Below are 24967 nucleotides of genomic sequence, written 5' to 3'. Positions count from 1 at the left end.
TGAACTTTATGACTACGCAGACCAAGGCGCTGGATGCGCCTCTTAAAATCAACTCTCAACACATTATTGTTTCTTTAATCTCGGTTGCGACGTTTGTCTTTTTTACCACAATCGGTTTGAACCATGAGGAAGGCGAAGCCTACGGATGGATGAGTCTTTTACCAACGGCGTTGGTATTGGTCTTTGCGCTGACAACACACCGAACTGTGGAAGCCCTCTTTAGCGGCGCTATTGCCGGTGTTCTTCTGCTTAACCCAACTGAAGCGGTGGAACAGATTGTTGATATTTCCATGAGGGTAATGATGGATGAAACTATTGCTTGGATCATCCTCGTTTGTGGTTTGATGGGCGGCCTAATTGCTATTTTGGAGAAAGGCGGCAGTATCTTAAGCTTCTCCGACATGCTGGTCACGAAAGTAAAAAGCCGTAAGCAATCGATGCTGATGACCTTTGCTTTAGGTATTCTGATCTTTATCGACGATTATTTGAATGCGATTGCAATTTCTTCCTCAATGAAAAAAGTTACGGACGGCTACCAAATCTCGCGTGAAAAGCTCTCATATCTTGTGGATTCAACCGCCGCGCCTATCTGTATCCTCGTACCGATTTCCACTTGGGCAATTTTCTTCAGTTCGTTGCTAGAAGCAAACGGAGTAGCAGAAGCGGGAGATGGTATCAAAGCATACATTGAAGCTATTCCATACATGGCTTACGGCTGGGTAACGCTGGTGATTGTTTTGCTGGTTGCAATGGAAAAGATCCCAGATCTAGGTGCGATGAAAAAGGCAGAAAAGCGTGCGAAGAATGGTCAAGTTCGTCCAGACGGTGCAACAGATGTCGACTTTGGTCCCGATGTATCTGCACATACCAACCCAACCATGGGCCTTGTCAACTTCTTGTTACCAATGATCGTACTTGTTGCCGCAAGTTGGTATTTTGGTATCGATCTACTTGCTGGTGTTTTCGTCGCGTTAATCTTTACTATTAGCTTTTACGGCGCACAAAAACTGATCTCGATGAACGACATGTTCGAAGCTGTTTATGATGGCATTAAAGTTATGCTACTGCCGCTTGCGACCGTTATTGGTGGTTTCATGTTGAAATCGGTCAACGACTCATTGGGCGTCACGCAGTATGTCATTGAGACCGTCAGCCCTTACCTGTCAGCGTCTTACTTCCCTGCGATTATCTTTATGATTACGGGCGCGTTGGTATTTGCAACGGCATCGTCTTGGGGAACGTTTGCAGTAGCGATGCCAATTGTTCTACCTTTGGGCGAACAGCTTGGTGTGCCTCTACACTTAACCGTTGCAGCGCTGCTTTCAGCATCAGCGGCAGGGAGCCACTCTTGTTTCTTTAGTGACTCAACCGTGTTATCTGCACAAGGTTCAGGCTGTACAGCAATGCAACACGCAACCACACAGTTTCCTTATGCGTTGATTGGTATTGTTGCAACCGCGATTTTCTTCTTCATCATCGGTTAGCCCCTTTATCTAATTGCAAAACCCTGCTCAAAAATAGCGGGGTTTTGTTCTATCAAGTCAAATGATCCTCTTAAAACTACTTTACGCGCGTTCAGTATAAAAATACTCAAAGATGTACAGCTGCACTCAATAAGGGTTTGGTAAACCTAATATTTTTGGTTTACGCTTAGCGAAGCGTTTATTGTGCAACAAGGCAGCTTTTGAGTAACTTAAATGCCGCCTTAATACAGTGTTAACGGTTGGAGAGACATGAAAAAGTTAGCCCATGAGATATGGATATTTGACGGAGATCCCGTCCAATTCTTAGGACTCCCATACACCACTCGTATGACTATTGTTAGGCTTTCTGATGGTGGCCTTTGGGTTCATAGTCCAATTCAGTTATCAAATTCGATTAAAGAGCAAATCAACAATCTAGGCCAAGTGAAATACTTAATCGCTCCTAATCATTTACACCACTTGTTCTTATCTGAATGGGTATTTGCCTATCCTAGCGCAGAAATTTATGGCACAGATGAAGTCATTAAGAAGTGCCGTGATATACACTTTCACGCTTCACTTAACCAAGGCGGTAATGCTTGGAACTCTGAGATTGAACAAGAACTATTTTCTGGCTCTCCATTAATGGAAGAGTGTGTGTTTTATCATCGACTTTCAAAGACCTTAATTGTTACTGACCTCGTCGAGAATTTTTCTGGCCAGGACTTTAACTACTGGCAGCGGTTTGTGGCTAAAGGGGCCGGTATTCTTGCTCCGAATGGAAAAATGCCTTTGGATTGGCGCCTAAGTTTTATGTTTAGCAAACAAGAGGCTCGAAAACACTTAAATAAATTGCTGTCTTGGAAACCTAATATATTGGTTATGGCTCACGGTGAAATCGTCCTTGATAATGCAGACGAGTTCTTACAGCGCTCTTTTAAGTGGCTAGTATGAGACAACATTGAAAACTCACACAACAGAATAGACAAGAAGCTATTTTAAAACATTAGGCCCTTTTAGCTTAGTCTTAGGGACCAATTTACAGCACTACACGTTATGTTTAACGATAAGCTCCCCTATTCCTCTTAATTGAGCATTATGCAGCAATTTAAAATTCCGTTAGAATTGCACTTCAAAAACTTCAATGCGAAGAATTCTGGACATTGATACGGACATAAGTTCAAGAGTTAACATAACGCAATAGCAATCTCTTACTAATTATTTTGCATCGAGACATTGGCATACTCCCGAAACAAACCCTTCTACTCTAAAGGTTTTGTTAATAACAGTTGCCATGCTTGTTAGTTATTCTCGTTGAACTCAGTATCTTGAAGTTGTTTGAATATATAAATTTAAAAAAAAAGAGACATAAGATGCACAAAAAACTCATCATTCTAAGCTTGCCTATTCTATTAGCTGCATGTGCGGCACCAAAGTATACGGTAGAAACAATCTCGAAAGAAAATCAGAGCAAGGAAATCACCATCGTAAAAGACAACGCCACGCGAGATGTTTTCTTAGATTCGATGCAAGACTGGTGTTTGGATACCGCCCACAAATGCACAGTCGTAAGCGATGGCACTCCTCCTGTTAGCTCTGAGCTGACACTTACTTACGTATCACGCTGGAGCTGGGATTTTAGAACATTTATCGCTGATGCTCAGATCAAAGCCTACAAAAATAACGAAAAAGTAGGACAAGTTGAATTTAAAGCACCAAACAGCGCGAATCCAGATAAATGGGGTAAAGACAACAAACGAATCATTTCGATGATGGATTTGTTATTCGGTAAACAAACCGTGAGTGAGGCTCAATCCAAGATTAAGCTGGGCGAAATGTAATGAGCCGAGCAATTGCCCATTTAACCAGCCTCATATATTTGTAGAAAAAGATAGGAATGTTTAAGTGACTGAAGTCAAAACCATTGGGCTTTTCTTTATAACCGCCATTGCAGAAATATTAGGCTGCTACTTACCTTATCTCTGGTTAAAGGAAGATAAGTCAGTTTGGCTTTTGGTACCAGCAGCGCTATGCCTTGCTATGTTTGCTTGGCTTCTATCTTTACATCCTACCGCAACTGGCAGAGTTTATGCCGCTTACGGTGGTGTCTATATTTTTGTCGCAATTCTATGGTTGTGGTGTATCGACGGCGTTCGACCAACGCTCTGGGACATAGTGGGGGTTTCTGTCGCTATGCTTGGCATGTCAATCATCATGTTTTCACCCAGAGCATCCTAAACGTAACCGAGGGAAACCCTTACGCTTAGTATTTTGGCTATGTGCTAGATTTATTGATTAATAACATTATGACGTAATTGCTACATAGCCAAAGTATGCTTGGGCTTCACCCCAAAACAGCGCTATTTATAGGAGATACCAATGAACCATGCAGTGAAGGCAAGATTTGATGAGTATCCAAAACATGTGCGTATTCGTATAGAAGAGCTACGAAATATCGTCTTAACTATCGCTTCTGAATTAAAACTGGGGGAAGTTGAAGAATCTCTAAAATGGGGAGAGCCAAGCTACAGTGTGAAAACAGGTAGCCCGGTAAGGATGGATTGGAAACAGAAAACGCCTAGTCGTTATTATCTGTTCTTTAATTGCCAAACTAAGCTCGTCGACACATTCCGCGAACTGTATAGTGACTCACTTGAGTTTCAGGGTAATCGAGCAATAATTCTATCTTTATCCGCTCCTTTGCCAGAAGCTTCAATCAAGACCTGTTTAGAATTAGCATTAACCTATCAAAAGCGAAAGAACTTACCTCTTTTAGGTATGTAAGATCTCTTAATAAAACTATTTACGGCCGATTAACCATATTCAACTACTCTACCTTTGTATCCTTTTTAATGCTTACGCAGTAAAGTTTTAGATTAAGTGGTCACGTTAATAGCGCCGTTACCAAACTAGTAATATCGAAATAAAGAAGAGTTTATGAAATCAAAAATCTTGTTCTTACTTATGCTTGGAGCTCATTTCAATGCTTTTTCAGCGACGAACTATCAAGTCAATGTGGTAGTAACAGAGCCTCAATCAACATTCATTTTTCCGACTTTTGAAATATCCTCTAAAGGAAAAAGCAAAACCAGTTTTGTCGACGGCTGCGCGTACTTAGGAACCCTTTCAGAACCGAGCAAAAATAGCATACAGCTTGAAGCTACCATGTCATGCAACCGAGATGGCGCTACGTCAAGGATGGAAATGCCGGTATTTGTACTCAACTCCGAGGGTCAAAGCGCGAGTTATGATCTTGTAGAAAACGGGGTCGTGATGTGGAAATATTCTGTAGAAGTTAAGCCGTCACTTAAAAAGTGATATATCAGAAATACTAAAGTAACAATCAGCACTATTAACCGCCGCTTAAGTGTAATAGGTATATTCTTTACGACTTAATGACGTTACTTGTTGCCGCAAGTCTCCAACTCATGTACAAAACAGCCCTAATTTTAATAGGAGCTAAGTGGCATGAATTTAATTGTACGTCAGGTAACTTTAGGTGATGCTGAAGGCATTACAAACGTCCTCAATCCCATCATTATTGAAGGTTTATACACTGTATTAGATACGCCTTTCACACCTGAAGAAGAAAAAGAGTTCATTACTCATTTCCCAGAACGGGGCGTGTTTACAGTCGCTTTATCCGAAAATAGCTCACAAGTCATTGGTTTCCAAAATATCGAGCCCTTTGCACAATATACAAAAGCTTTTGACCATGTTGGCATAATTGGTACGTTTGTTAGTGACGGTGCTCGTGGCCAAGGTGTGTCTAAACAGCTTTTCAAATCGACATTCGAAGTAGCCAAACAAAAGGGTTACGAAAAACTATTTGCGTACGTCCGCAGCGATAATGACCGAGCGTTATCAGCCTATCTCAAACAAGGCTTCGAAATCGTAGGGACCGCGAAGAAGCATGCAAAAGTTCGTGGGAAATACGTAGACGAAGTCCTCATTGAGAAGTTTTTGTAGGTGTTAAGTCGCTAAACACTAAGCACGCATATAAGAACATTTGAACCAAGACTCAATTTCCGTCGTAACAATGTCTTTTCTTAAATAGGTTATTTGAAATGAAACTGACCTCGGAAACTGAGTCAAGAATAATAGAAATGGCATGGGAAGACCGCACCCCATTTGAGGCTATCGAATTTCAATTTGGTTTGAATGAATCCGACGTGATTCAGTTTATGCGTAGCCGGCTCAAATCAAGTAGCTTTAAATTGTGGCGTAAAAGGGTTTCGGGGCGCAATACAAAACACAACAAGCTACGAAACTCAGACATCATTAGAGGTTATTGCCCGACTCAATATAAGCCGCGATAGCGAACTGCACTTGGCATAAATTTTTATTACGAATCGCAACATTTATCGCCCTACCTTTGAACCAACTTCATGATTGGAGGGGAATATTCACCACTTAATTCAACCTAGGTGTTTCAGGGCGATAATAAATTCAATGGGAGTCATATTAACATCCTCAGACGCCATCAAACTAATGATTCCACAGAAAAGATTAACACCAAACGCCCACTAAAAATAACTCAGATTAAGGCGTCATTTAATCCGTGTATCAATCTTCTTTTACCTTCTATTTAGGCACTAGAATCACTAACCTTCTATTTTATCTTTGAAGGCACAGATAAAAAGAAGCATGATTAAAAAGGAAAAATAGCGGATAACGGTTTAACAAGCACTCGGAGCTTGGAGGCAATTTTGAACAAATTACTAATGATATTTGCGTTGGTTTCTTTACCTTGCTTGGCCTCTGATGATGTTGAAGATCCCTGCAAAGTAAAAGGCGGTGGCGTTATGGCTGGTTATCAGTGTGTAGAAAAGAAAATGGAATCTGCAGATAAAGAGCTTAACGAAAGTTACAAGGAAGCAATCACTAGAATAGGTGAGGAAGAAAAAGCACTAAGGGAAACATGGTCTCAGACCGAACTGGTAGAGCCATTTCGAAAGGCCCAAAGAGCTTGGCTAAAATACAGAGACGCCGAATGTGAATTTACGGGCCTGTCTTCCACACCCTCACCCTGGCAAGGTGTCCAGATTGAAGAATGTAAGTTAAGAATGACGTTAGAACGCGTCGAATACTTCAATGGTGTATACGTAGGCTAAACGGATTACATCTAACAAGGCACTTCAATAAGATTCGCAACTCTTGGCAATTTCAGTTTAAATGTACTCTGTGTTTAAGATGCAAGCGTTCAGGTTGTGCGTAAAGCTTATATGGGTGTGAAATAATTATGGAAAAAGACGATTTAGTTGGGCTAGTAGTTAAGTATTTCGAGAAAATAGATGCCGGTGATCCTAGCTATCTGGATCTATTCTCAGAGGATGTTGATTTTTTCTTTCCTAAATTTGGGCAAGCGAAAGGAAAGAGTGCCTTAGTGGAGTTTGGCAATAGGATTGGTAGCTCGTTGATTAGTATCTGGCACGACATAGACGGCTTTCAAATAACGACTGCTGGAAACAAGGTCATTGTTGAAGGACAGGAAGGCGGCGTAATGAGTGATGGTACCTCTTGGCCGGACAACAAAGTTTCCACAGGGCGTTTTTGTAGTGTATTTGAGTTTGAAGGAAAAATGATAAGTCGTATGTTTGTGTACGTAGACCCTGACTTCCCGAGTCGAGATTTTGAGAGAATTTCCGTGCTGTCAGGCGAGAGCAACGTGCGACAAACTGTTCAAGCCTGAATACTACCGCTACCGCATAGCATCTTTGTTATGCGGTAGTATTCGTAGTTAAGGTGTGTTAAGGGCTTTGGCATTGCTTTACTCGCACCTTATCAGTACGTTAGCTATATTCCCTTACTGATAGAAATGCTACTTTCTTCAATCGTCCTGTATTATGATAATGAAAAAGATTGCACTAATTTTAAAATTAAAATGAACCAAAAATTTTTTCTAAAACTACTCTCTGTCCCTTTTCTTCTAACCGGTTGCCAGTCTACGCAAAGCCAGCTTCAGCCTATACCTGAAAACGTATTATCAAACCTATCGACTCAATGGGCAGTGGTAGAGGCCTGTTTTCACTCCGATGCTTATAGCTTAGAGCAATCCGTAAACTATCGAGAGGCCATTAACTATTCTTTTTCTACTTGGCTAGTCGATCAGTCCGATATCGATCAGTCGGTAAATGAAGCTCGTGTAGCGTTATCAGAATATCAGTCTCAGAATGATGGTTTAGGAACAACATGTAAGGATTGGCACCTACCCCTAGAATCTGGATTGCGAGAAGTTAACAATCATAAGAATCAAGTGGCGATAGACCAGCAGCGAGCACATGAAATACATAAAGCAAACGCTTCTAAACCTGTGACGTATTCAACACCAGCATCTACTTCGACTAGTAATTTTGTTCACTGTTACAAATTGGAAGACGTTAGCTTGAATAAGAACATTCAAACCTTTAATGGAATGATATGCCCTATAGGCTGGCTTAAATATTATGGCTATTAATGTATTTGATTAATACAGCACTTAAGAATGAACTCTAAGTTTAATTTTTAGTTCAAGATTGGGTTTCTTGTTTACAATGTTATGTTTCCAGTTGGATTACCGTATTCGAATAGATTGACGAAGTTAATCAATATATGTGTATTGATGCTTACTTTTTGTCGAGTTATCTTTGTTTGATAGCCATTAAAACGAGTAAGGAAACAAAGTGACTGTGTTAACAAAAGGCATACACCACGTAGGTTTAACCGTATCTAACCTAGAAGCAAGCGCGAAGTTTTTCACTGAACAATTAGGTTGGAGTGAAGTAAAAAGAAATCCAGACTACCCGGCAATATTTGTGAGTGATGGGCATATCATGCTTACACTATGGGCGGCTAAGGCTGATGCCGCCACTCCATTTGACAGAAAAACGAATATTGGTTTGCATCACTTAGCTTTACTCGTAGAGACTGAGAAGCAACTCTATGAGTTGCGTGATCAATTTATGGCGTCGGGAATCGAAATTGAGTTTGGTCCCGAGCTTGTTAAGACAGGGCCCGCAAAACATTTAATGTGTTACGACCCAAGTGGTATTAGGGTTGAGTTTTTCTGGGCGGGCTCGTAAAACAAACATAACAAAGTTTTATAATAGGGATTTGGTACACATGGCATTGTTAGTTTGCACCGCCTTTGGTATTTAAGGTGCTTAGCAGAAGCTTGTGTATCGAATGCCCCTCCCCTCCTACTACACATTTTGCGACTTACGAGTAAGTCCAAAAGGATAAATGTTATGTATAAAATCGGCGTTGTTTTATTTGATGATTTCACGGATGTCGATTTCTTTCTTATGTATGACTTGCTGGGGCGCACAACCGACAGTTGGACAGTAAGTATACTTGGAACTAAATCTGAACATCATTCCCACCTCGGTATGAAAGTTAAAACAGACGGACACCTTTCTGAGGTGACGAATCAAGATGTCGTTCTTATTACAAGCGGCAAACGGGGTATTCCAGCCGCTTTAAAAGATGCTGAATTTATGTCAGCGTTGAATCTTGATCCAAATAGGCAGCTAATAGGTTCGATTTGTGCGGGATCATTCATCCTCCATGAACTCGGTTTACTAAAAGGCAAGCGATTAACAACAAACCCAGATGCAAAGGATGTTCTACAAAGTATGGGAGGAGATGTTAAGGATCTGCCTCTCGTGATAGACGGTAATGTAGCGACGGCCGGTGGCTGTCTTTCACTGATGTATCTAATTGGTTGGTTAACAGAGCGGCTATTTGACTCAAACAAACGAAAAGCTATACAAAATCAATTGATACCTGCTGGGCAATTAGAGCTGTTTGAAGAGCTTATTGCCACAACTATTCAATCAGCAGAGTTAGCAAGCTCGGATCACAAGGCATTAAATAATCATTCATAACATGTGGTGTTTTACATTACGTTCGTTTTAGTGTTTAGGGTAAGTCACACATCAGTCTTGTGTGACTTACCCTTGAACATAACGCCACTTGGGAAATTAACTTACAGGGAGTAAATCAATTGGTAAAAATGTACGGTTCTGAAGAGACAAGAGCGTTTTGCTGTAATTGTAAAGAAGTAACGCTACATCGGTACGAAAGCTTCTCTAAAGCGCAGGAAAAGACCGAGAAAAAAGCTAAAGGTTTCTTCTCAGGTCTATTTGCAGCAATAATTAGCTCATTAATGGAAGGCGAAGCGACTGGTGACTACAAATGTACAATATGCGGCACCAATCTTCACACGCCAGATAATTTAGATTAATAGTCAGTGTCTCTAATGCCACGGCTAGTGGCACGCAACATGATTTATAGACGGCTCTAGTGGGTTTGAAGTGTATGCACCTTATGCATTGCATTTAGGGTTTTGAGGTTGTGTTGCGGATCAGGTAGTGCGCTTTTATCTTTAACAAGGGGCTAACGCAGAGCAAAAACAAGGGACAAGAAAAGAAGTAGTTTTACTTGAGTATCAATGAATTACAGACACAAAAAAGCCCACCAAAAGGTGGGCTTTTTCTAAAATTTGGTGGGTCCGGGCGAACTCGAATCGCCGACCCCTACCATGTCAAGGTAGTACTCTAACCAACTGAGCTACGGACCCAAATTTTGTGTTCCTAACCATTCAATTCAGAATGGTGCGTCCGAGTGGACTCGAACCACCGACCCCCGCCATGTCAAGGCGATACTCTAACCAGCTGAGCTACGGACGCATTTCTCTGGAACGACGAGGATATTAGCTATAAGCGAACGACGGTGCAAGCACAAATTTGCCAACTTTGAACCGTTTGGCGAAAATGTAAACTCAACACGCGTTTTCAGATGATTTTATCGACAAGAACTGGGCCTGTAGGGTTTAAAAGTGTGATCTATATAACTTTTATTATCTCACTTAATTGTCGTAAGGCACTTCACTGAGCATCCAAATCTGTAAGGTTTGCGATACATTGGGGCAAGTACCAAACAAAATCTGATATTTAGGTTTAAATGGTTCGCCGATATAGGTTGTACGAATCAACTCTCCTGTTTTGACGTCCACTTGAGTGCTCACCCTGCCTTTGAAGTTTTGAAATATGACAAACTGCTCACTGTGGTAAACCATTTGCTCTCGGTAAAACAAGAAATGATCTTGGGGTGTCTCTGTCAATTCACACTCCAGTGGTTTCAAATTAGGTATCGCACTAACATTCGATGCGATGAACAACGCCGATAAAATCCATCCGTATCGCATATGGCTGCCCTATTCTGCACTCTTTTTCAAAGTATAGGTCTTGCCTTGAGGACAGATACAAAAAAGGCTTTGATCATCTCTAATCAAAGCCCCTTATTTCTGCAGGTTAATTGTCGTGTTTAGTCGTCCGCCTCAAACACAACGTTATAATTTTCGGTGTATGTACAATTCGGCTGACGGCTACAAGTAAAGAAACGTCTCCCTTTGAACTCACCTTGGCTTGCGGTTTTAATGATCATCGGACTGCCGCATTTTTTGCAAAAGCGCACTTCTTTATCGGGCTCAATCAAATCAATGTGTGCCGCAAGCAAACGACGTAATCGCCCAACTTGATAACTGTGCTTTACCGAGGCGCCAATTAAAGGCAGGTTGGCCGTCTTACAAACATGAATCAATAACTTTTGTCTTTCTATCTTACCCTTGTTTAGCTCCTGCCCATTATCCAATTCAACGATAACGCGCGGCTCTAGTGTCCTTGGGTCACAAATAACGTAATCAAAATAGCTTCGAGATATACGATTGTTCGCGACAAAAAACCGCTTCTTATTTTTGATTTCTTTTGGCGTAACCAAACTGGACATGTTTACTTTCGCGAATACTACGGCATGCTCCCCGACCGCAGCTCTTAACGCATTATAGAACGCACCCTCTTGACCTCTGAGCAGAGGGCCTTTCGAGCGATAAGGATAATCACGCGTGTCATCGTGCTTAATCACGTACTTTTGAATAACAAAGAAGAATAAAACCAGAAGAACAACAATGATAAAAATGTTGGTCATAAATAAAGTGCATCCAAAACAACTCGTTGCTCAAAGCGTAAATGGAAATGTTATGCAGAGCAACAAAACCTCGCAATTTTGAGGCGCCACGACGATAGCGAGAAACAGAAAATTTTGCTCACCAATAAAAACAAGCCAATCACACACTTGGATTGGCTCGTTTAAATTTTGTTAATACATTATGTATGCTAAGAATCAACTATTAGCGTCTGGCTGACTCTCTGGCATCGCATCAATAAAAGCGGGCAGTTGATTGCATGACTGCACAACAGCGTTAATGGTTGGATAAAGAGAGGTATCTACACCAAAGCGTTGTGCGTTATAAAATTGTGGTACCAGACAAATATCGACAATAGATGGCGAGCTTGTCAGGCTAAACTTGCAATCACCATTTAGTTTACGATGCTTCTGAAGTTTCTCTTCTAATGCTGTAAAACCTTTGTGGATCCAGTGATGAATCCAAGCGACTTTGCGCTCTGGCTCGCAAGCTAACTCCCCCTCTAAATACTGTAGAACTCTTAAGTTATTCAGGGGATGAATCTCCATTGCAATATCCTGAGCCAAAGCTAGCGCTTGGTATCGAAGCGGCGTTTGCTCGGGGATCACAGTGACATCCGGGTAGTGTTCTTCTAAGTATTGAATGATCGCCAGTGACTGGGTTAACTGAACCTCCCCATCCACCAGCAAAGGAACCAGTTCAGAAGCGTTTAACTCATGGTACTCGTTACTGTGTTGTTCGCCACCATTGCGCACCAAGTGTACCGATTTTGAATCATACGGTAACTCTTTAAGATTCAAGCAAATACGCACACGATATGCCGCCGATGATCGCCAGTATCCGTATAAAATCATGCTATCGCTCATATCGTCTCCCAACCAGCACTGTTAGTGCTTGAGATATTGGCTAACTTGTTGGTCAATCGAACCGAATATGTTGTTGCCATCCGCATCGAACATTTCCAATCTAATAGAATCTCCAAACGACATGAAGTTAGTCGACGGCTTACCATCACGAATGGTTTCAATCATGCGAACTTCCGCGATACATGAATAACCAACACCACCCTCCTCAATCGAAGTGCCATGTTCGGTGCCTTGCTTATTAGATACCGTGCCAGAACCTATAATTGCCCCAGCAGATAGCGGGCGCGTTTTAGTCGCATGAACAATTAAGTCTGCGAAATCAAACGTCATATCGATACCTGCATTCGGGCGACCAAACGGCTTGTGGTTGTAGGTCGAGACCAGTGGTAAATGCACTTTGTTTTCGTACCACGCATCGCCTAGTTCGTCAGGTGTTACTGCCACAGGAGAAAACGCAGAAGAAGGTTTAGATTGGAAAAAACCAAACCCTTTAGCTAACTCTGCCGGAATTAGACCACGCAGTGAGACATCATTCACCAGCATGATCAAACGAATCGACTCCTGAGCCTCTGCAACACTCGCGCCCATTGGTACGTCACCAGTTACCACAGCCACTTCACCTTCGAAATCAATACCCCATTCATCACTCGCAAACTCGATGTTGTCACAAGGACCAATAAAGGCATCAGAGCCTCCTTGGTACATCAACGGATCCGTCCAAAAACTCTCTGGCATTTCAGCGCCGCGAGCTTTTCGAACCAACTCAACGTGGTTTACGTAAGCACTGCCATCAGCCCACTGATAAGCGCGAGGAAGCGGCGACTCGCAGTAGTGCGCTTCAAACTCTTCATACCCTGCAACCGTGCCATTGTTCAGTGCAACGTATAGCTCTTCCAGTTGTGGTGCTAGCGTATCCCAGTTATCAAGCGCCACCTGCATCGTCGGTGCTAAGTTCATGGGGTGGAAAATTTCTGTCGCTGGTACGCAGCGCGTTAAATCTTTGCTCACGACCATCAACAAACCGTCACGAGTGCCATTTTTCTTGGTTGCTAATTTCATCCTTGCCTCTTACTTCTCTTGCCAGCTATAGACGTATTCTTTGTTTTCTACTTTTTCCAGCTCATCCGAAAACTGAAGTGCGTGACGCGTATCAATCATGACCGCAACTTCGTCGGTGAAAGTCTTCTTATGCTCTCGCCCTGCTTTGAATGCTTTCGGGTGAGGACCATGTGTAAATCCTGCTGGATGGAATGTCACCATGCCTGCTTCAATGTTGTCACGGCTGAAAAAATCACCTGCATGGTAGAACAAGACTTCGTCATAATCGTCATTGTTGTGGTAGAACGGTACTTTGAGCGCTCCAGGATCACTTTCAATTGGACGAGGAACGAAGGTACACACCACAAATCCTGCTCCTACAAATGTAGTATGTGCAGAAGGCGGTAAATGGTAACGATGTGACATAAGTGGACGAATATCACGCCAGTTCACTTTTACTACCGCCAAATCACCATGCCAGCCAATCGCATCCAACGGGTTGAATGGGTAAGTGATAACACTGACTTTATCGTGGCGTTTCACCTGAACCTGTGTTTGATTCTCAGAATATTGAGCACGGAACTGATCGTTGATCGACGGCGTTTCTAAAACCGCCGGATCAAACACCGCGTGGTTTCCAACCATGCCTTTTTCGGGCAATGTATAAGCCGCATCGGTGTTTTCGATCATCAGAATGAACATCGGCTCGCTTGGCTCTAAACGCCAGCTCGTTGAGCGAGGGATCATGACATAATCCCCTTCGCTCACTTTCAAATGACCATAATCACAGTAGAGATCTGCCGTACCTTGGTGGATGAATAGCAGTTCGTCGCCATCCGCGTTTCTCACCAAGAAGTCCATTTTTTCATCCATACGCCAAACACGAACTTTACAATTCGCGTTGTGTAATAGATGCGGGACTGCCCAAGGGGTAATATGGCTGGCTTTCTCAACTAGATTAAAATCGAACGCTCGTGGACGTAGCTCTCCCTCCCACTCAGACCACCCCGTTGGGGCATGTTGATGATGAAAATGTGTTGCGGGGCCGAAGAAGCCACTTCGACCTGCCTCACGTTCATAAATTGCCTCTTCCGGGAAGTCAGCATGCGCTTGTTTAGAGCACACTCCCTCCCGGTGAGGGAATGTGATCCATTTATGCATCGCTCAATACTCCTCGGCGAATTTGGTCTTCTTCTATCGATTCAAACAACGCTTTGAAGTTACCCTCGCCAAAGCCTTCATTGCCTTTACGTTGGATGATTTCGAAGAACACAGGGCCGATAACGGTTTGAGTAAAGATTTGTAGCAAGATGCCATCTTTCGTTGGTGCACCATCAATAAGAATCTGCAAATCACGAAGCTTGCTTACATCTTCACCGTGGCCTTCAACACGCTGATCGACTTTCTCGTAATAAGTATCTGGCGTTGGCATAAAGTCCATGCCTCGCTCACGCAATGTTTTGACCGTTTCGTAGATGTCGTCTGTAGTCAATGCGATATGTTGAATGCCTTCGCCATTGTATTCACGGATAAACTCTTCAATCTGTGATTTATCATCTGACGACTCATTGATAGGAATTCGGATTTTGCCGCAAGGTGCGGTCATCGCGCGGCTGACAAGACCAGTCAGCTTACCTTCGATATCGAAATAACGAATTTCGCGGAAGTTACCAATGCGCTCATAGAAACCAGACCAGACATCCATGTTGCCTTGCTTAACGTTGTGCGTTAAGTGGTCGATTTCGTAAAGACCAACATTCGCTTTTGATAAACGCTCATCAGCATCATCATAAAAACGAAAATCGACATCATAGATGCTCTGCTTTCCATAACGATCGACAAAATAAAGCAAGCTTTCACCGATGCCATAAATAGCAGGAATGCTAAGCTCCATCGGCCCAATTTCCGTTTTATATTCTTTACCGCCATTCTCTAACGCATGCGCCAGAGCAACGGTCGCGTCTTTCACTCGAAATGCCATGCCACAAACCGACGGACCGTGGACTTTGGCGAATCCCTCAGCTTGGCTATGCGGCTGCGCATTCACAATAAAGCTAATGTCACCTTGTCGATATAACCACGCTTCTTTTGAGCGATGCTTTGCAATTTCCGCAAAACCTAACGATATAAACAGATCTTTAAGCTGTTGAATGCCTTTGTTGTCAGCAGCGGTATATTCAACAAACTCAAATCCGTCTGTTCCTAGTGGGTTATATGCATCAACCATGACTTTCTCCTTGTCTCAGTAGCTTTTGTTTGGACTTATTTTTCTAACTTGGCGCAGGTCTTGAGAAATTGGAATACGTGGGGAGAAATCTTTACCTTGGCGATTTTTACGCATAATTGTAAAATATATGTTACACACAGAAGGCACATCGAACTCACTTTCGTAAACATCAAACAAACTGCTTATTTTCAATATATTAGATTGATATTTTCGGCTTTACGCCAATACACAAAATGTAAACAAGTTGTTACTTTGGAATTTTATCTTGGCAACGTAGCTCAAAAAGTAAAAAGGGGATGGAAAGTCTATTGCACCCTATCTCTATCCGATTTATTCATTTGATCCTGCAAAACATCAAAAGTAATGTTTCGTGACGCTTCATACAGTTCGAAAGGCTCATCGGTCAGAATCGTGTCATGGATACTCCTTTATTGATTCACCTCAGTTTTATTCAAAAGTAACTGTGCCATAAGTGGTGCTCTGTTCCCTATCGAGCCGAGCCACAGGGCTTCACTCTCGATCAGAAAAAGAGACATCTAATGACACACATCAATCAAGAACGCTTAGTTGAACATTTTTGCCAACTAGTACGTATCGATAGCGAATCAACAAACGAAAAACAAATTGCAGAAACACTGGCAGAGCAGCTAGGCGAGCTAGGATTTACCGTGCACAAGCTTCCAGTGCCTGAGCACATTTCTAACGGTTTTAACGTGTACGCCCGTTTAGACGGCAAAAAAGACGGCTCTATTCTAATGAGCTGTCATATGGATACGGTCACTCCAGGTATTGGCATTGAGCCACTCATCGAAGACGGCGTTATCCGTTCAAAAGGCAATACGATTCTTGGTGGCGATGATAAATCTGGTATTGCTGCCATCATGGAAGCCGTTCGTTGTATTCAAGCGGAAAACCGTGAGCACAAAACGTTAGAACTTGCTTTCACCGTGTATGAAGAAGGCGGTTTATTCGGTTCACAATACTTCGATATGTCACACGTCACTTCAACGGAAGCAATCGTGTTAGATACGGGTGGCCCTATTGGCACCATTGTGACCGCAGCCCCAGGCCAGCAAAAGATCATGGCAAAAATCAAAGGTCGACCAGCACACGCAGGGCTTGCGCCAGAAGAAGGCATCAGTGCGATCATGGTGGCGGCAGATGCCATCAACCAAATGAAGCTGCTTCGAATCGACGAAGAAACGACAGCCAACATCGGTATGGTTAACGGCGGTCAGGCCACAAACATTGTTATGCCTGAATTAAAAATCGTGGCAGAAGCACGCTCCCTGAATGGCGATAAACTAGATGCTCAGGTCAATCATATGATCTCAACATTAGAGTCTGTCTGTAAAAAACACGGTGCAGAAGTCGAAATTGAATCTAGCCGAGCCTACGACGCTTTTGTTATTGAAGAAAACCACCCACACGTAAACGCTATAAAAGCAGCGTTTTCAGAGTTGGGCATTGACGCCTTCACAAAAGGCACTGGCGGCGGTAGCGATGCCAACAACTTTAACAAGAAAGGTCTCACAACTGTCAACCTTTCAACTGGCATGGCAAAAGTACACACGACAGAAGAGTTTATCGCGGTAAGTGATATGGTCAAAATCACTGAGTTCGTGAAACATTTCCTAGTCAGTTAACGTCGTGCCTTTTGAAGAGCAGACTGACTATCTTCCCCTTCTAGCCTGTGCTTGAAGGGGATTTTAATTTGTATCGAAGCAAAATTACTTCCCGTCATGCCAACTTGATATCAGATTTTCAAAGAAATTCCCCTAGCTCACTTTTTGAGACCAGACAGCTCAACACCCGACACCCTGTTACAGTAATGTTAAAACTCGATTGTGCAGACAATTTATACAATATACATTTTTGGCATCTTTCAGGATGAAAAGAGTGAGACAAGGATGAAATTACCTAAGTTGCTTTTATTAGCGTCGATGATGAGTCCAATACTGGCAACATCAAGCTATGCCGCACCGTATCCCGCAGGTGTGACCCTCGATGAGATACAAGAAATTACGCTAAACAATGGAGCTGAAGTTACTTCTATTGACCCAGCCAAGCAAGCCGCAGAGCCCGCTTTTAATCTCGGTCGAGACCTGTTTGAAGGTCTGGTCATTCAAGATAAGCAAGGTAAAACCATTCCTGGTGTTGCTGAGTCTTGGTCAGTCAATGACAACAATACGGTTTATACCTTCCACTTACGTGATGCAAAATGGTCAAATGGCGAAACGGTCACTGCACAAGATTTTGTCTACAGCTGGCAACGCTTACTGAATCCAAGCACTGCTTCACCCTACGCTTGGTTTGCGGCCATTCCAAAGATCGAAAACTCGCAAGCGATTATGAAGGGCGACGCCGCACCCGAGTCTTTGGGCGTGAAGGCGCTGGATGAAAAAACGTTCCAGGTAACACTAGAAGAGCCTATTCCCTTCTTTACGAAACTATTAAGTCATCCAGTGCTTGCCCCCGTTCATAAAGCGACCATTGAAAAACATGGCAACCGTTGGACCCAGCCAGAACATATAGTTACAAATGGTGCGTTTACTGTCTCTGAATGGAAAGTTAACGAAAAACTGGTGATGGTTAAAAATCCACATTATTGGGACGCAAGCAATGTAGTGCTGGAAAAAGTCACCTGGCTACCAATTGGTGATGCAAACGTAGTGCTAAACCGCTACCTAGCTGGTGAGATAGACCAAGCGGTTTCCATTCCTGCCGCTCAGAAGAAAAAGTTAATTCAACAACGCCCACAAGAAGTGGCAAGCACCAGTGCGTCTCTTGGCTCCACATTCTATTACCTCAACACTCAACAAGGGCCAACAAAAGACGTGCGAGTTCGTAAAGCCCTCTCATATGCCATTGACCGTCAACTGTTAACGAGTGCTATTTTGAGAAACGGTGGGGTTCCAATGTATACCCTTGTGCCACCTCAAACAGATGGTTTTAAATCTCACACTCCTGAGTTCGCAACTTGGAACCGCCATAAACGTATCGAAAAAGCGCAGCAATTACTGTCAGAAGCTGGATACGATAAAAGCAATCCGCTTAAGTTAACGTTTACCGTACCAACTTTCTCGATGGACGTAAAAATGGCAACCACCATGGCAGGCATGTGGAAAAGCCGATTGGGTGCGCAAGTCACGATAAAACAGCTAGAACCGAAAGTGTTCTACGCACTTAAAGAGCCGACCGACATTACTCGCGGCGGCTGGACGGCCGACTACAATGAAGCCTCTACATGGTTGGATATCTTCGTTTCTAGTGGCGAGTACAACGATTCTCGTTATAACAACCCGCAATACGACGAGTTAATGGCTCGCTCAAAGACCATGAGCAACCCATCAGAACTGTATCTACAAGCAGAAAGCATGCTGATTGAAGACATGGCCATTATTCCTATTTATCGTCCGGGTAACGATCAATACCTCATCAAGCCTTACGTGGGCGGCTACGAACTGACAAACCCTGAGTCGTCGTACTACCGCAAGAATGTCTATGTAAAAGCCCACTAAAAGCATGTTTTCGGTCTGAGTCGGCAAGTTCAATGTTTACTTGCCGTTCCTCATATCTCTCGGTGGAGAAGGCAACCTGAGCTCAGACCATTTTTTTATTCATAACCGTTCGAAGTGATTTCGGATGACCAAAGGATGATGGATCATGATTTGGTACATTGTTAAGCGATTAGCTATCGCTATCCCCACGCTTCTATTCATCGCACTCGTATCATTTTGGCTGATGCACATTGCACCAGGGGGGCCATTTGATATGGAACGGCCTATGCCAGAGGTGGTACGGGCGAATATCGAAGCAAAATTCCATTTGGACCAGCCCTTCCTTACTCAGTTTTGGATTTACATTGGTAATTTCATACAAGGAGATCTCGGTCCGAGCTTCGTTTATCAAGACTTCAGTGTTACACAGCTCGTCGCACAATCATGGCCAGTTTCAGCAGTATTAGGCGTACTCTCCTTTTGCATTTCCGTTCCACTTGGCATGTTGCTTGGCACCATTGCGGCATTGAACCGAAATAGCCGCCTAGATTACGGCCTGATGACACTTTCGATGACTGGAGTTGTGGTTCCGGCTTTCGTACTTGCTCCAGTTTTAGTCATGATCTTCGCCATTCAGCTCGGCTGGTTCCCTGCTGGTGGTTGGGAAGGAGGAAAGCTGGCTTTTCTTGTTCTTCCCGTGCTCAGCCTGGCGATTGGCTCCATTGCGAGTATTGCACGCGTCATGCGTGGCGCAATGATTGAAACGCTCAACCAACCATACATTCGAACGGCAAAAGCCAAAGGTTTGTCCACAACCTACATTTTATTCCATCACGCTTTGCGACCATCCCTGATTCCCGTCGTTGCGATGCTCGGCCCTGCGTTTGTTTCTGTCGTGACAGGCTCGGTGATTATCGACATTTTCTTTGGTACAGGTGGCATGGGACAACACTTTGTGTCTGGGGCTCTCAACCGCGACTACGGCCTAGTAATGGGCATTACTCTGATTGTCGCTTCACTCACTATCTTCTTTAACCTTGTGGTCGACTTGCTATATACGATTATCGACCCTCGTATACGCGTTTAGGAGTCCGGCATGTTAACGATAAAAAAACTGGATACACAAGCTCTTCAAGATCAAGTCGTCGACAATATTGAAGCCGTCGAAGGTCGCAGTCTTTGGCAGGATGCATGGACTCGATTTCGTAAAAACAGAGCCGCGATGACATCAGTGTATGTTTTGGCTTTCATTACCTTATGCATAACTTTCGGCCCCTCTATTGCCGCTTTTGGCCATGATGAAATTGACTGGGAAGTGCTCATCGATCCATACGAGCTAGGGAAACCTTCACTGAGCAGTGGCCATTACTTTGGTACCGATGATCTCGGGCAAGATGTTTTCGCTCGCACGATGCAAGGTGGCAGGCTCTCTATTTTGGTGGGCTTTGTCGGGGCCTTAGTCGCCGTTGTTATTGGTACGATTTGGGGAAGTATTTCCGGCTATCTTGGCGGCGTTGTCGATAGCGTAATGATGCGCATTATTGAGGTGCTCGATTCGGTGCCATTTATGTTTATGGTTATCCTGTTTGTTACCCTTTTTGGCAACAACATCTACCTGATTTTTATCGTGATCGGAATGGTATCTTGGCTGGGCATTGCCCGTGTTGTACGTGGTGTCACCTTCGGTCTAAAAAAGCGAGAGTTCATCGAAGCCGCACACTCTATTGGGGTTTCTAAATTGACAATTGTCCGACGCCATGTTCTGCCTAATGTTCTTGGGATCGTGATGGTTTATTCCTCCTTAATGGTACCAGGATTCATTATGTTCGAATCGTTTTTAAGCTTCTTAGGGCTTGGTGTTCAACCACCAGACACGAGCTGGGGGATCCTGATTTCCGAAGGCGCAAAAACAATTGACGTTGCATTGTGGATGCTGCTTTTTCCCTCTCTGTTTTTAGTTGCCACCCTCTTTTGTTTTAACTTCATCGGCGATGGCTTGCGTGATGCTCTTGACCCGAAAGACCGATAAGGACAAACCCATGCTATCTATTGAAAACATGAACGTGCGCTTCGATACGCCAGATGGGCAAGTGCAAGCGGTCAGTAATCTCTCCTACTCGATTAAAGCGGGCGAAACTCTTGGGATTGTTGGGGAATCAGGTTCGGGAAAAAGCCAATCTGTTTTCGCATTAATGGGGTTAACCGCGGACAACGGCGCCGTGTCTGGAAGCGCAATGTTCCACGGTGATGATTTACTCGCGATGTCGAAAAAGCAGCTCAACCGCATCCGTGCAGAGAAAATCGGAATGATCTTTCAAGATCCGATGACGTCACTTAATCCATTCATGAAAATTGGCAAGCAGCTTTGTGAAGTTCTCATGATTCATAAAGGAATGAGCCGAAAACAAGCAAAAATTGAATCGATTCACATGTTGGATGCGGTGCGTATTCCCTCTCCCGAAACTCGGATGAATCAATACCCTCAAGAATTATCTGGCGGAATGCGTCAGCGAATCATGATAGCGATGGCGTTGTTGTGTAAGCCCGAGTTGTTAATTGCAGACGAACCAACCACCGCATTAGATGTAACCGTTCAGGCTCAAATTTTGACGCTATTACGAGACTTACAACAAGAGTTCAACACCGCAATTTTACTGATCACTCACGATATGGGCGTCGTCGCCGAGATGTGTGATCGCGTATTGGTCATGTATGGTGGTCAAAAAATGGAGCAATCAGATACCGAGACATTGTTCGCTCAACCTGCGCACCCCTATACTCAAGGCCTGCTAAAGGCGATTCCTTCCATCACTGAAGATATGCCGCGTTTACCAACCATCCCAGGTAACCCACCAAGTGCGTTGATTAACCATCAAGGGTGTCCGTTTAAAGAGCGGTGCGAGCATCGAGAGACGCGTTGCCAATACGAAACCCCACGGTTTTCTCCATTAAACACGAGCCAGTCCATTGCCTGTCACGTTAACGCACCCAGTGTTATCACTCCTATTCAAATAAAAGCTTAAGGAGGCATTATGAATAAAAGAGAAGTCCTCATGTCTGCTCGTGATTTAAACGTCCACTTTCCTGTTTCGCGTCACCTTATTCCAAGTCAACGTAAAATCGTGAAAGCGGTCAATGGTATCGACTTAGATGTTTATCGAGGTGAAACACTTGGCATTGTGGGGGAATCAGGCTGCGGAAAATCAACGCTTGCACGCGCCTTACTTCGCTTAATTGAACCTACACATGGCGAGTTGACTTGGAAAGATCAAGACATGCGCGGGTTTAGTAAGAAAGAGCTTTCCTCTCGACGTAGAGAATTTCAGATGGTGTTTCAAGACCCATCCGCTTGTTTGAATCCGAGATTAACCATCTCAGAATGCATCGCCGAACCACTGCTCACCCACGAGCCACAACTTAAACGGGCAGAGGTAGAAAAGCGTGTCATCGCTATGATGGATAAAGTGGGTCTCTTGGCGAGCCAGCGAAACCGCTATCCACATGAATTTTCCGGAGGTCAATGCCAACGTGTGGGTATTGCCAGAGCATTAATTCTCAATCCAGATTTGGTCGTGTGTGATGAACCCGTTAGTGCGCTAGACGTCTCCATACAAGCTCAGGTCATCAATCTTCTAGATGATCTTAAACAAGAAATGGGGTTAACACTGGTGATGATTGCGCACGACTTAAGCGTGGTGCGCCACATCAGCGACCGCGTTATGGTGATGTATCTTGGTAAACCTATGGAAGTAGGACGTTACGATAAAGTATTTGATGATGCACAACACCCCTACACCAAAGCACTGTTATCTGCTGTCCCGATAGCTAATCCGCAATTAGCACGTTACCGTGAAATACAACTATTGCCCGGCGACCTTCCTTCTCCACTTAATCCACCGAGCGGTTGCGTTTTTCGTACTCGATGCCCAGAAGCAACAGAAGTATGTGGGCAACAGAACCCAATAAAAACAGGCTCGGAGCAGCATCATATCTATTGCTCAAATATGACTTTAGGAACCATTTAATGAACAATACTAACTCAGTAAACCAACGCCTTACGTTATTGCGTGAGGCAATGTCCTTTCATAACGTGTCTGCATATATCGTGACCAACAATGACCCACATAACAGTGAATACTCAGCGGATCATTGGTTAGCGCGAAGCTGGATTTCAGGTTTTACCGGCTCAGCAGGCGATGTCGTCATTACCCAACAAGGTGGTGGCCTGTGGACTGATGGTCGTTACTATATTCAAGCTGAAGAACAGTTACACGGCACAGGACTTGAACTGTTTAAAGCCAAACAACCAGAAACGCCGACAATTGCCAAATGGCTGGCTACCACGCTCCCAGAAAACAGTATTGTCGCGGTTGACGGGCGCGCCATCAGTTACGCTTTTTATCAAGGCCTCAAACAAGCCTTTGAAGCGAAAAACATTAAGATCATTCTCGACCTAGATTTGCTCACACCGATTTGGCTTGAAAGACCACCTCGCCCAAGTGCACCCGTATTCGAGCACCCCACCGCTTTTGCTGGCGTCGACACAGAAAATAAGTTAGCGAGAATCCGTTCTTTGTTAACCGAGAACCAAGTAGATAGCTTATTAGTGTCAACGCTAGATGATGTCATGTGGACAATGAATATTCGAGGTGGTGATACGAATTACTGCCCAGTTTCTGAAGCCTATCTAGTCGTAGAGCAATCACTTGCGACACTGTTTATTGATAAAGCCAAACTGCCTCAAGACGTTGAAAGAGCGCTGACCGAGCAGAGTGTACACATTCGCCATTACAACTACGTAAGTCAGTATTTGAATCAGCAATGTGAGGGATTATCGCTCGCTTTTAACCCGACCCACACAGACAGCTTATTGGTGAGTTCGATTGAAGGGAATGTGAATCTAAAGCCAATGGCTTGCCCTGTAACGGCAATGAAGGCCATAAAAAATGCGACCGAGCTAACTAGCCTAGAACAGGCATTAACAGATGATGGTGTGGCAATCGTAAGGTTTATGAACTGGCTCGAAGAGCAAGTTCCAAGCGGACTCGTTACAGAATTGTCTGCTGATGCACAACTGAATCACTATCGCCGTCAAACCCGACATTATGTGAGTGACAGTTTCCGCACTATCGCAGGCTTCGCAGCTCACGGGGCAAAAATGCATTATGCCGCCGATGAAGAAAGCAATGCGGCAGTCAATGAAAGCAACTTCTTTCTCGTCGATTCTGGTGGCCAATACCTTGGCGGGACAACAGACATCACCCGTACTTTCCACTTCGGGTCACCGACCATTAAGCAGCGCAAAGATTATACCTTGGTGCTCAAAGCGGTCATCCGACTGACTCAGACTCGATTCATGAAAGGCTCTACGGGTGCCAATCTTGATATCATGGCGCGTGGCGTCTTATGGCAACATGGTATTGATTACAAGTGCGGCACTGGACACGGCGTGGGCATTTGCTTGAATGTTCACGAAGGCCCACAAAATTTCTCGCAAAGCCACCATGAGGTTGAGCTAAAACCGGGTATGGTCATTACTAATGAACCAGGCGTTTATCGCGAAGGTGAGTACGGGGTAAGAATAGAGAACATTCTTAAAGTTGTAGAAGTAGAACAAAATGAGTTCGGCACGTTCTACGGTTTTGAGACCATCACTCTTGCTCCAATTGCGACCAACGCCCTTGATTTATCAATGCTAGATCAAGCAGAGCTAGACTGGCTCAATCATTACCATTCACGAGTCTATCAAGCACTTAGCCCTTTTCTTGATACGCAAGATAAAAACTGGCTTCAACGCACAACCCAACTTATTGAGAAATAGGATATCAGCAAGCTTTATAACGTTTTCATTTTCATCTCAAACTCCTTGTTTGCCAGCCTTCGGGCTGGTTTTTTTTATAGAGATAACG

General features: G+C 43.8%; 27 protein-coding genes and 2 tRNA genes. 21 read left to right on the top strand and 8 right to left on the bottom strand.

Annotated features, from left to right (window positions below; translation table 11 throughout):
• Positions 1-8: 8 nt before the first annotated feature.
• From R7Q38_RS07915 to R7Q38_RS07850, 14 genes are all read left to right on the top strand, one after another.
• The gene (locus R7Q38_RS07915; RefSeq protein WP_239938549.1) at positions 9-1484 is read left to right on the top strand and encodes a Na+/H+ antiporter NhaC family protein; all 1476 of its coding nucleotides are present in this window, start codon (positions 9-11) and stop codon (positions 1482-1484) included.
• A gap of 249 nt (positions 1485-1733) precedes the next feature.
• Positions 1734-2417: a DUF4336 domain-containing protein gene (locus R7Q38_RS07910; RefSeq protein ID WP_086046699.1), complete on the top strand. Its 684-nt coding sequence runs from the start codon at positions 1734-1736 to the stop codon at positions 2415-2417.
• A gap of 419 nt (positions 2418-2836) precedes the next feature.
• Positions 2837-3304 (top strand): Sbal_3080 family lipoprotein, encoded by a 468-nt coding sequence (locus R7Q38_RS07905; RefSeq protein WP_005385757.1) that lies wholly within the window; start codon positions 2837-2839, stop codon positions 3302-3304.
• A gap of 64 nt (positions 3305-3368) precedes the next feature.
• Positions 3369-3701 carry a YnfA family protein gene (locus tag R7Q38_RS07900; protein WP_005377819.1) on the top strand — a complete coding sequence of 111 codons (333 nt, stop codon included), beginning with the start codon at positions 3369-3371 and terminating at the stop codon, positions 3699-3701.
• Positions 3702-3842: 141 nt separating this feature from the next.
• Complete coding sequence (locus R7Q38_RS07895) at positions 3843-4247, top strand: DUF1801 domain-containing protein (RefSeq protein WP_017633973.1); 405 nt, start codon at positions 3843-3845, stop codon at positions 4245-4247.
• Between the two features lie 153 nt (positions 4248-4400).
• On the top strand, positions 4401-4781 hold the full coding sequence (locus tag R7Q38_RS07890) for a hypothetical protein (protein WP_047100679.1): 381 nt from the start codon (positions 4401-4403) through the stop codon (positions 4779-4781).
• A 150-nt stretch (positions 4782-4931) separates the two neighbouring features.
• Positions 4932-5432, top strand: coding sequence for a GNAT family N-acetyltransferase (locus R7Q38_RS07885; RefSeq protein ID WP_137281925.1), 501 nt, complete (start codon positions 4932-4934; stop codon positions 5430-5432).
• A 98-nt stretch (positions 5433-5530) separates the two neighbouring features.
• On the top strand, positions 5531-5782 hold the full coding sequence (locus tag R7Q38_RS07880; RefSeq protein WP_005377824.1) for a TIGR03643 family protein: 252 nt from the start codon (positions 5531-5533) through the stop codon (positions 5780-5782).
• A 405-nt stretch (positions 5783-6187) separates the two neighbouring features.
• Positions 6188-6577 (top strand): lysozyme inhibitor LprI family protein, encoded by a 390-nt coding sequence (locus R7Q38_RS07875; protein WP_239939273.1) that lies wholly within the window; start codon positions 6188-6190, stop codon positions 6575-6577.
• 128 nt (positions 6578-6705) lie between these two features.
• Complete coding sequence (locus R7Q38_RS07870) at positions 6706-7155, top strand: nuclear transport factor 2 family protein (RefSeq protein WP_005377826.1); 450 nt, start codon at positions 6706-6708, stop codon at positions 7153-7155.
• A gap of 126 nt (positions 7156-7281) precedes the next feature.
• Complete coding sequence (locus R7Q38_RS07865; RefSeq protein WP_239939272.1) at positions 7282-7920, top strand: hypothetical protein; 639 nt, start codon at positions 7282-7284, stop codon at positions 7918-7920.
• A 205-nt stretch (positions 7921-8125) separates the two neighbouring features.
• Positions 8126-8524, top strand: coding sequence for a VOC family protein (locus R7Q38_RS07860; protein ID WP_031780991.1), 399 nt, complete (start codon positions 8126-8128; stop codon positions 8522-8524).
• 165 nt (positions 8525-8689) lie between these two features.
• The gene (locus tag R7Q38_RS07855; protein ID WP_239939271.1) at positions 8690-9328 is read left to right on the top strand and encodes a DJ-1/PfpI family protein; all 639 of its coding nucleotides are present in this window, start codon (positions 8690-8692) and stop codon (positions 9326-9328) included.
• A gap of 128 nt (positions 9329-9456) precedes the next feature.
• The gene (locus R7Q38_RS07850; RefSeq protein ID WP_017820907.1) at positions 9457-9687 is read left to right on the top strand and encodes a hypothetical protein; all 231 of its coding nucleotides are present in this window, start codon (positions 9457-9459) and stop codon (positions 9685-9687) included.
• 259 nt (positions 9688-9946) lie between these two features.
• Here the strand turns inward: R7Q38_RS07850 and R7Q38_RS07845 are convergent.
• From R7Q38_RS07845 to hppD, 8 genes are all read right to left on the bottom strand, one after another.
• Positions 9947-10023, bottom strand: a tRNA-Val gene (locus R7Q38_RS07845).
• A 32-nt stretch (positions 10024-10055) separates the two neighbouring features.
• Positions 10056-10132, bottom strand: a tRNA-Val gene (locus R7Q38_RS07840).
• A gap of 179 nt (positions 10133-10311) precedes the next feature.
• On the bottom strand, positions 10312-10650 hold the full coding sequence (locus R7Q38_RS07835) for a hypothetical protein (RefSeq protein ID WP_046874875.1): 339 nt from the start codon (positions 10648-10650) through the stop codon (positions 10312-10314).
• A 119-nt stretch (positions 10651-10769) separates the two neighbouring features.
• Complete coding sequence (locus R7Q38_RS07830) at positions 10770-11429, bottom strand: DUF2726 domain-containing protein (protein ID WP_203345838.1); 660 nt, start codon at positions 11427-11429, stop codon at positions 10770-10772.
• 195 nt (positions 11430-11624) lie between these two features.
• A complete protein-coding gene (gene maiA, locus R7Q38_RS07825) occupies positions 11625-12293 on the bottom strand; it encodes a maleylacetoacetate isomerase (RefSeq protein WP_239938907.1) in 669 nt (222 codons plus the stop codon).
• A 21-nt stretch (positions 12294-12314) separates the two neighbouring features.
• Positions 12315-13352 (bottom strand): fumarylacetoacetate hydrolase family protein, encoded by a 1038-nt coding sequence (locus tag R7Q38_RS07820; protein ID WP_025766743.1) that lies wholly within the window; start codon positions 13350-13352, stop codon positions 12315-12317.
• Positions 13353-13361: 9 nt separating this feature from the next.
• The gene (locus R7Q38_RS07815) at positions 13362-14492 is read right to left on the bottom strand and encodes a homogentisate 1,2-dioxygenase (RefSeq protein WP_005388948.1); all 1131 of its coding nucleotides are present in this window, start codon (positions 14490-14492) and stop codon (positions 13362-13364) included.
• A complete protein-coding gene (gene hppD / locus R7Q38_RS07810) occupies positions 14485-15558 on the bottom strand; it encodes a 4-hydroxyphenylpyruvate dioxygenase (RefSeq protein WP_005377835.1) in 1074 nt (357 codons plus the stop codon). The genes R7Q38_RS07815 and hppD overlap by 8 nt, the downstream gene beginning before the upstream one ends.
• A 539-nt stretch (positions 15559-16097) precedes the next feature.
• On the opposite strand from hppD, the gene R7Q38_RS07805 reads away from it, so the two are divergent.
• The 7 genes from R7Q38_RS07805 to R7Q38_RS07775 all read left to right on the top strand — a co-directional run bounded on the left by R7Q38_RS07805 (position 16098) and on the right by R7Q38_RS07775 (position 24879).
• Complete coding sequence (locus R7Q38_RS07805; protein WP_239938905.1) at positions 16098-17204, top strand: M20/M25/M40 family metallo-hydrolase; 1107 nt, start codon at positions 16098-16100, stop codon at positions 17202-17204.
• 264 nt (positions 17205-17468) lie between these two features.
• Complete coding sequence (locus R7Q38_RS07800; RefSeq protein WP_238970304.1) at positions 17469-19079, top strand: peptide ABC transporter substrate-binding protein; 1611 nt, start codon at positions 17469-17471, stop codon at positions 19077-19079.
• Positions 19080-19224: 145 nt separating this feature from the next.
• On the top strand, positions 19225-20145 hold the full coding sequence (oppB, locus tag R7Q38_RS07795; RefSeq protein ID WP_005377838.1) for an oligopeptide ABC transporter permease OppB: 921 nt from the start codon (positions 19225-19227) through the stop codon (positions 20143-20145).
• 9 nt (positions 20146-20154) lie between these two features.
• Positions 20155-21087: an ABC transporter permease subunit gene (locus R7Q38_RS07790; RefSeq protein WP_239938903.1), complete on the top strand. Its 933-nt coding sequence runs from the start codon at positions 20155-20157 to the stop codon at positions 21085-21087.
• A gap of 10 nt (positions 21088-21097) precedes the next feature.
• A complete protein-coding gene (locus R7Q38_RS07785; protein ID WP_239938901.1) occupies positions 21098-22081 on the top strand; it encodes an ABC transporter ATP-binding protein in 984 nt (327 codons plus the stop codon).
• 9 nt (positions 22082-22090) lie between these two features.
• Positions 22091-23083 (top strand): ABC transporter ATP-binding protein, encoded by a 993-nt coding sequence (locus R7Q38_RS07780; protein WP_239938899.1) that lies wholly within the window; start codon positions 22091-22093, stop codon positions 23081-23083.
• Positions 23083-24879 carry an aminopeptidase P family protein gene (locus R7Q38_RS07775; protein WP_239938898.1) on the top strand — a complete coding sequence of 599 codons (1797 nt, stop codon included), beginning with the start codon at positions 23083-23085 and terminating at the stop codon, positions 24877-24879. The genes R7Q38_RS07780 and R7Q38_RS07775 overlap by 1 nt, the downstream gene beginning before the upstream one ends.
• The last annotated feature ends 88 nt before the right edge of the window (positions 24880-24967 follow it).

It is taken from the genome of Vibrio sp. Vb0598 (assembly GCF_033338935.1).
Lineage (GTDB): Bacteria > Pseudomonadota > Gammaproteobacteria > Enterobacterales > Vibrionaceae > Vibrio > Vibrio alginolyticus.
Note: the sequence above shows the minus strand (reverse complement) of the source record. Positions and strands in the feature narration are given on the sequence as shown.

Coding starts and splice junctions, on each gene's coding strand:
- hppD (WP_005377835.1), bottom strand. CDS start 15,558: ATGGTTGATGCATATAACCCACTAGGAACAGACGGATTTGAGTTTGTT.
- R7Q38_RS07890 (WP_047100679.1), top strand. CDS start 4,401: ATGAAATCAAAAATCTTGTTCTTACTTATGCTTGGAGCTCATTTCAAT.
- R7Q38_RS07815 (WP_005388948.1), bottom strand. CDS start 14,492: ATGCATAAATGGATCACATTCCCTCACCGGGAGGGAGTGTGCTCTAAA.
- R7Q38_RS07780 (WP_239938899.1), top strand. CDS start 22,091: ATGAATAAAAGAGAAGTCCTCATGTCTGCTCGTGATTTAAACGTCCAC.
- oppB (WP_005377838.1), top strand. CDS start 19,225: ATGATTTGGTACATTGTTAAGCGATTAGCTATCGCTATCCCCACGCTT.
- R7Q38_RS07870 (WP_005377826.1), top strand. CDS start 6,706: ATGGAAAAAGACGATTTAGTTGGGCTAGTAGTTAAGTATTTCGAGAAA.
- R7Q38_RS07895 (WP_017633973.1), top strand. CDS start 3,843: ATGAACCATGCAGTGAAGGCAAGATTTGATGAGTATCCAAAACATGTG.
- R7Q38_RS07885 (WP_137281925.1), top strand. CDS start 4,932: ATGAATTTAATTGTACGTCAGGTAACTTTAGGTGATGCTGAAGGCATT.
- R7Q38_RS07875 (WP_239939273.1), top strand. CDS start 6,188: ATGATATTTGCGTTGGTTTCTTTACCTTGCTTGGCCTCTGATGATGTT.
- R7Q38_RS07775 (WP_239938898.1), top strand. CDS start 23,083: ATGAACAATACTAACTCAGTAAACCAACGCCTTACGTTATTGCGTGAG.
- R7Q38_RS07855 (WP_239939271.1), top strand. CDS start 8,690: ATGTATAAAATCGGCGTTGTTTTATTTGATGATTTCACGGATGTCGAT.
- R7Q38_RS07915 (WP_239938549.1), top strand. CDS start 9: ATGACTACGCAGACCAAGGCGCTGGATGCGCCTCTTAAAATCAACTCT.
- R7Q38_RS07820 (WP_025766743.1), bottom strand. CDS start 13,352: ATGAAATTAGCAACCAAGAAAAATGGCACTCGTGACGGTTTGTTGATG.
- R7Q38_RS07865 (WP_239939272.1), top strand. CDS start 7,282: ATGCTACTTTCTTCAATCGTCCTGTATTATGATAATGAAAAAGATTGC.
- R7Q38_RS07785 (WP_239938901.1), top strand. CDS start 21,098: ATGCTATCTATTGAAAACATGAACGTGCGCTTCGATACGCCAGATGGG.
- R7Q38_RS07850 (WP_017820907.1), top strand. CDS start 9,457: ATGTACGGTTCTGAAGAGACAAGAGCGTTTTGCTGTAATTGTAAAGAA.
- R7Q38_RS07830 (WP_203345838.1), bottom strand. CDS start 11,429: ATGACCAACATTTTTATCATTGTTGTTCTTCTGGTTTTATTCTTCTTT.
- R7Q38_RS07800 (WP_238970304.1), top strand. CDS start 17,469: ATGAAATTACCTAAGTTGCTTTTATTAGCGTCGATGATGAGTCCAATA.
- R7Q38_RS07880 (WP_005377824.1), top strand. CDS start 5,531: ATGAAACTGACCTCGGAAACTGAGTCAAGAATAATAGAAATGGCATGG.
- R7Q38_RS07905 (WP_005385757.1), top strand. CDS start 2,837: ATGCACAAAAAACTCATCATTCTAAGCTTGCCTATTCTATTAGCTGCA.
- R7Q38_RS07790 (WP_239938903.1), top strand. CDS start 20,155: ATGTTAACGATAAAAAAACTGGATACACAAGCTCTTCAAGATCAAGTC.
- R7Q38_RS07805 (WP_239938905.1), top strand. CDS start 16,098: ATGACACACATCAATCAAGAACGCTTAGTTGAACATTTTTGCCAACTA.
- R7Q38_RS07835 (WP_046874875.1), bottom strand. CDS start 10,650: ATGCGATACGGATGGATTTTATCGGCGTTGTTCATCGCATCGAATGTT.
- maiA (WP_239938907.1), bottom strand. CDS start 12,293: ATGAGCGATAGCATGATTTTATACGGATACTGGCGATCATCGGCGGCA.
- R7Q38_RS07910 (WP_086046699.1), top strand. CDS start 1,734: ATGAAAAAGTTAGCCCATGAGATATGGATATTTGACGGAGATCCCGTC.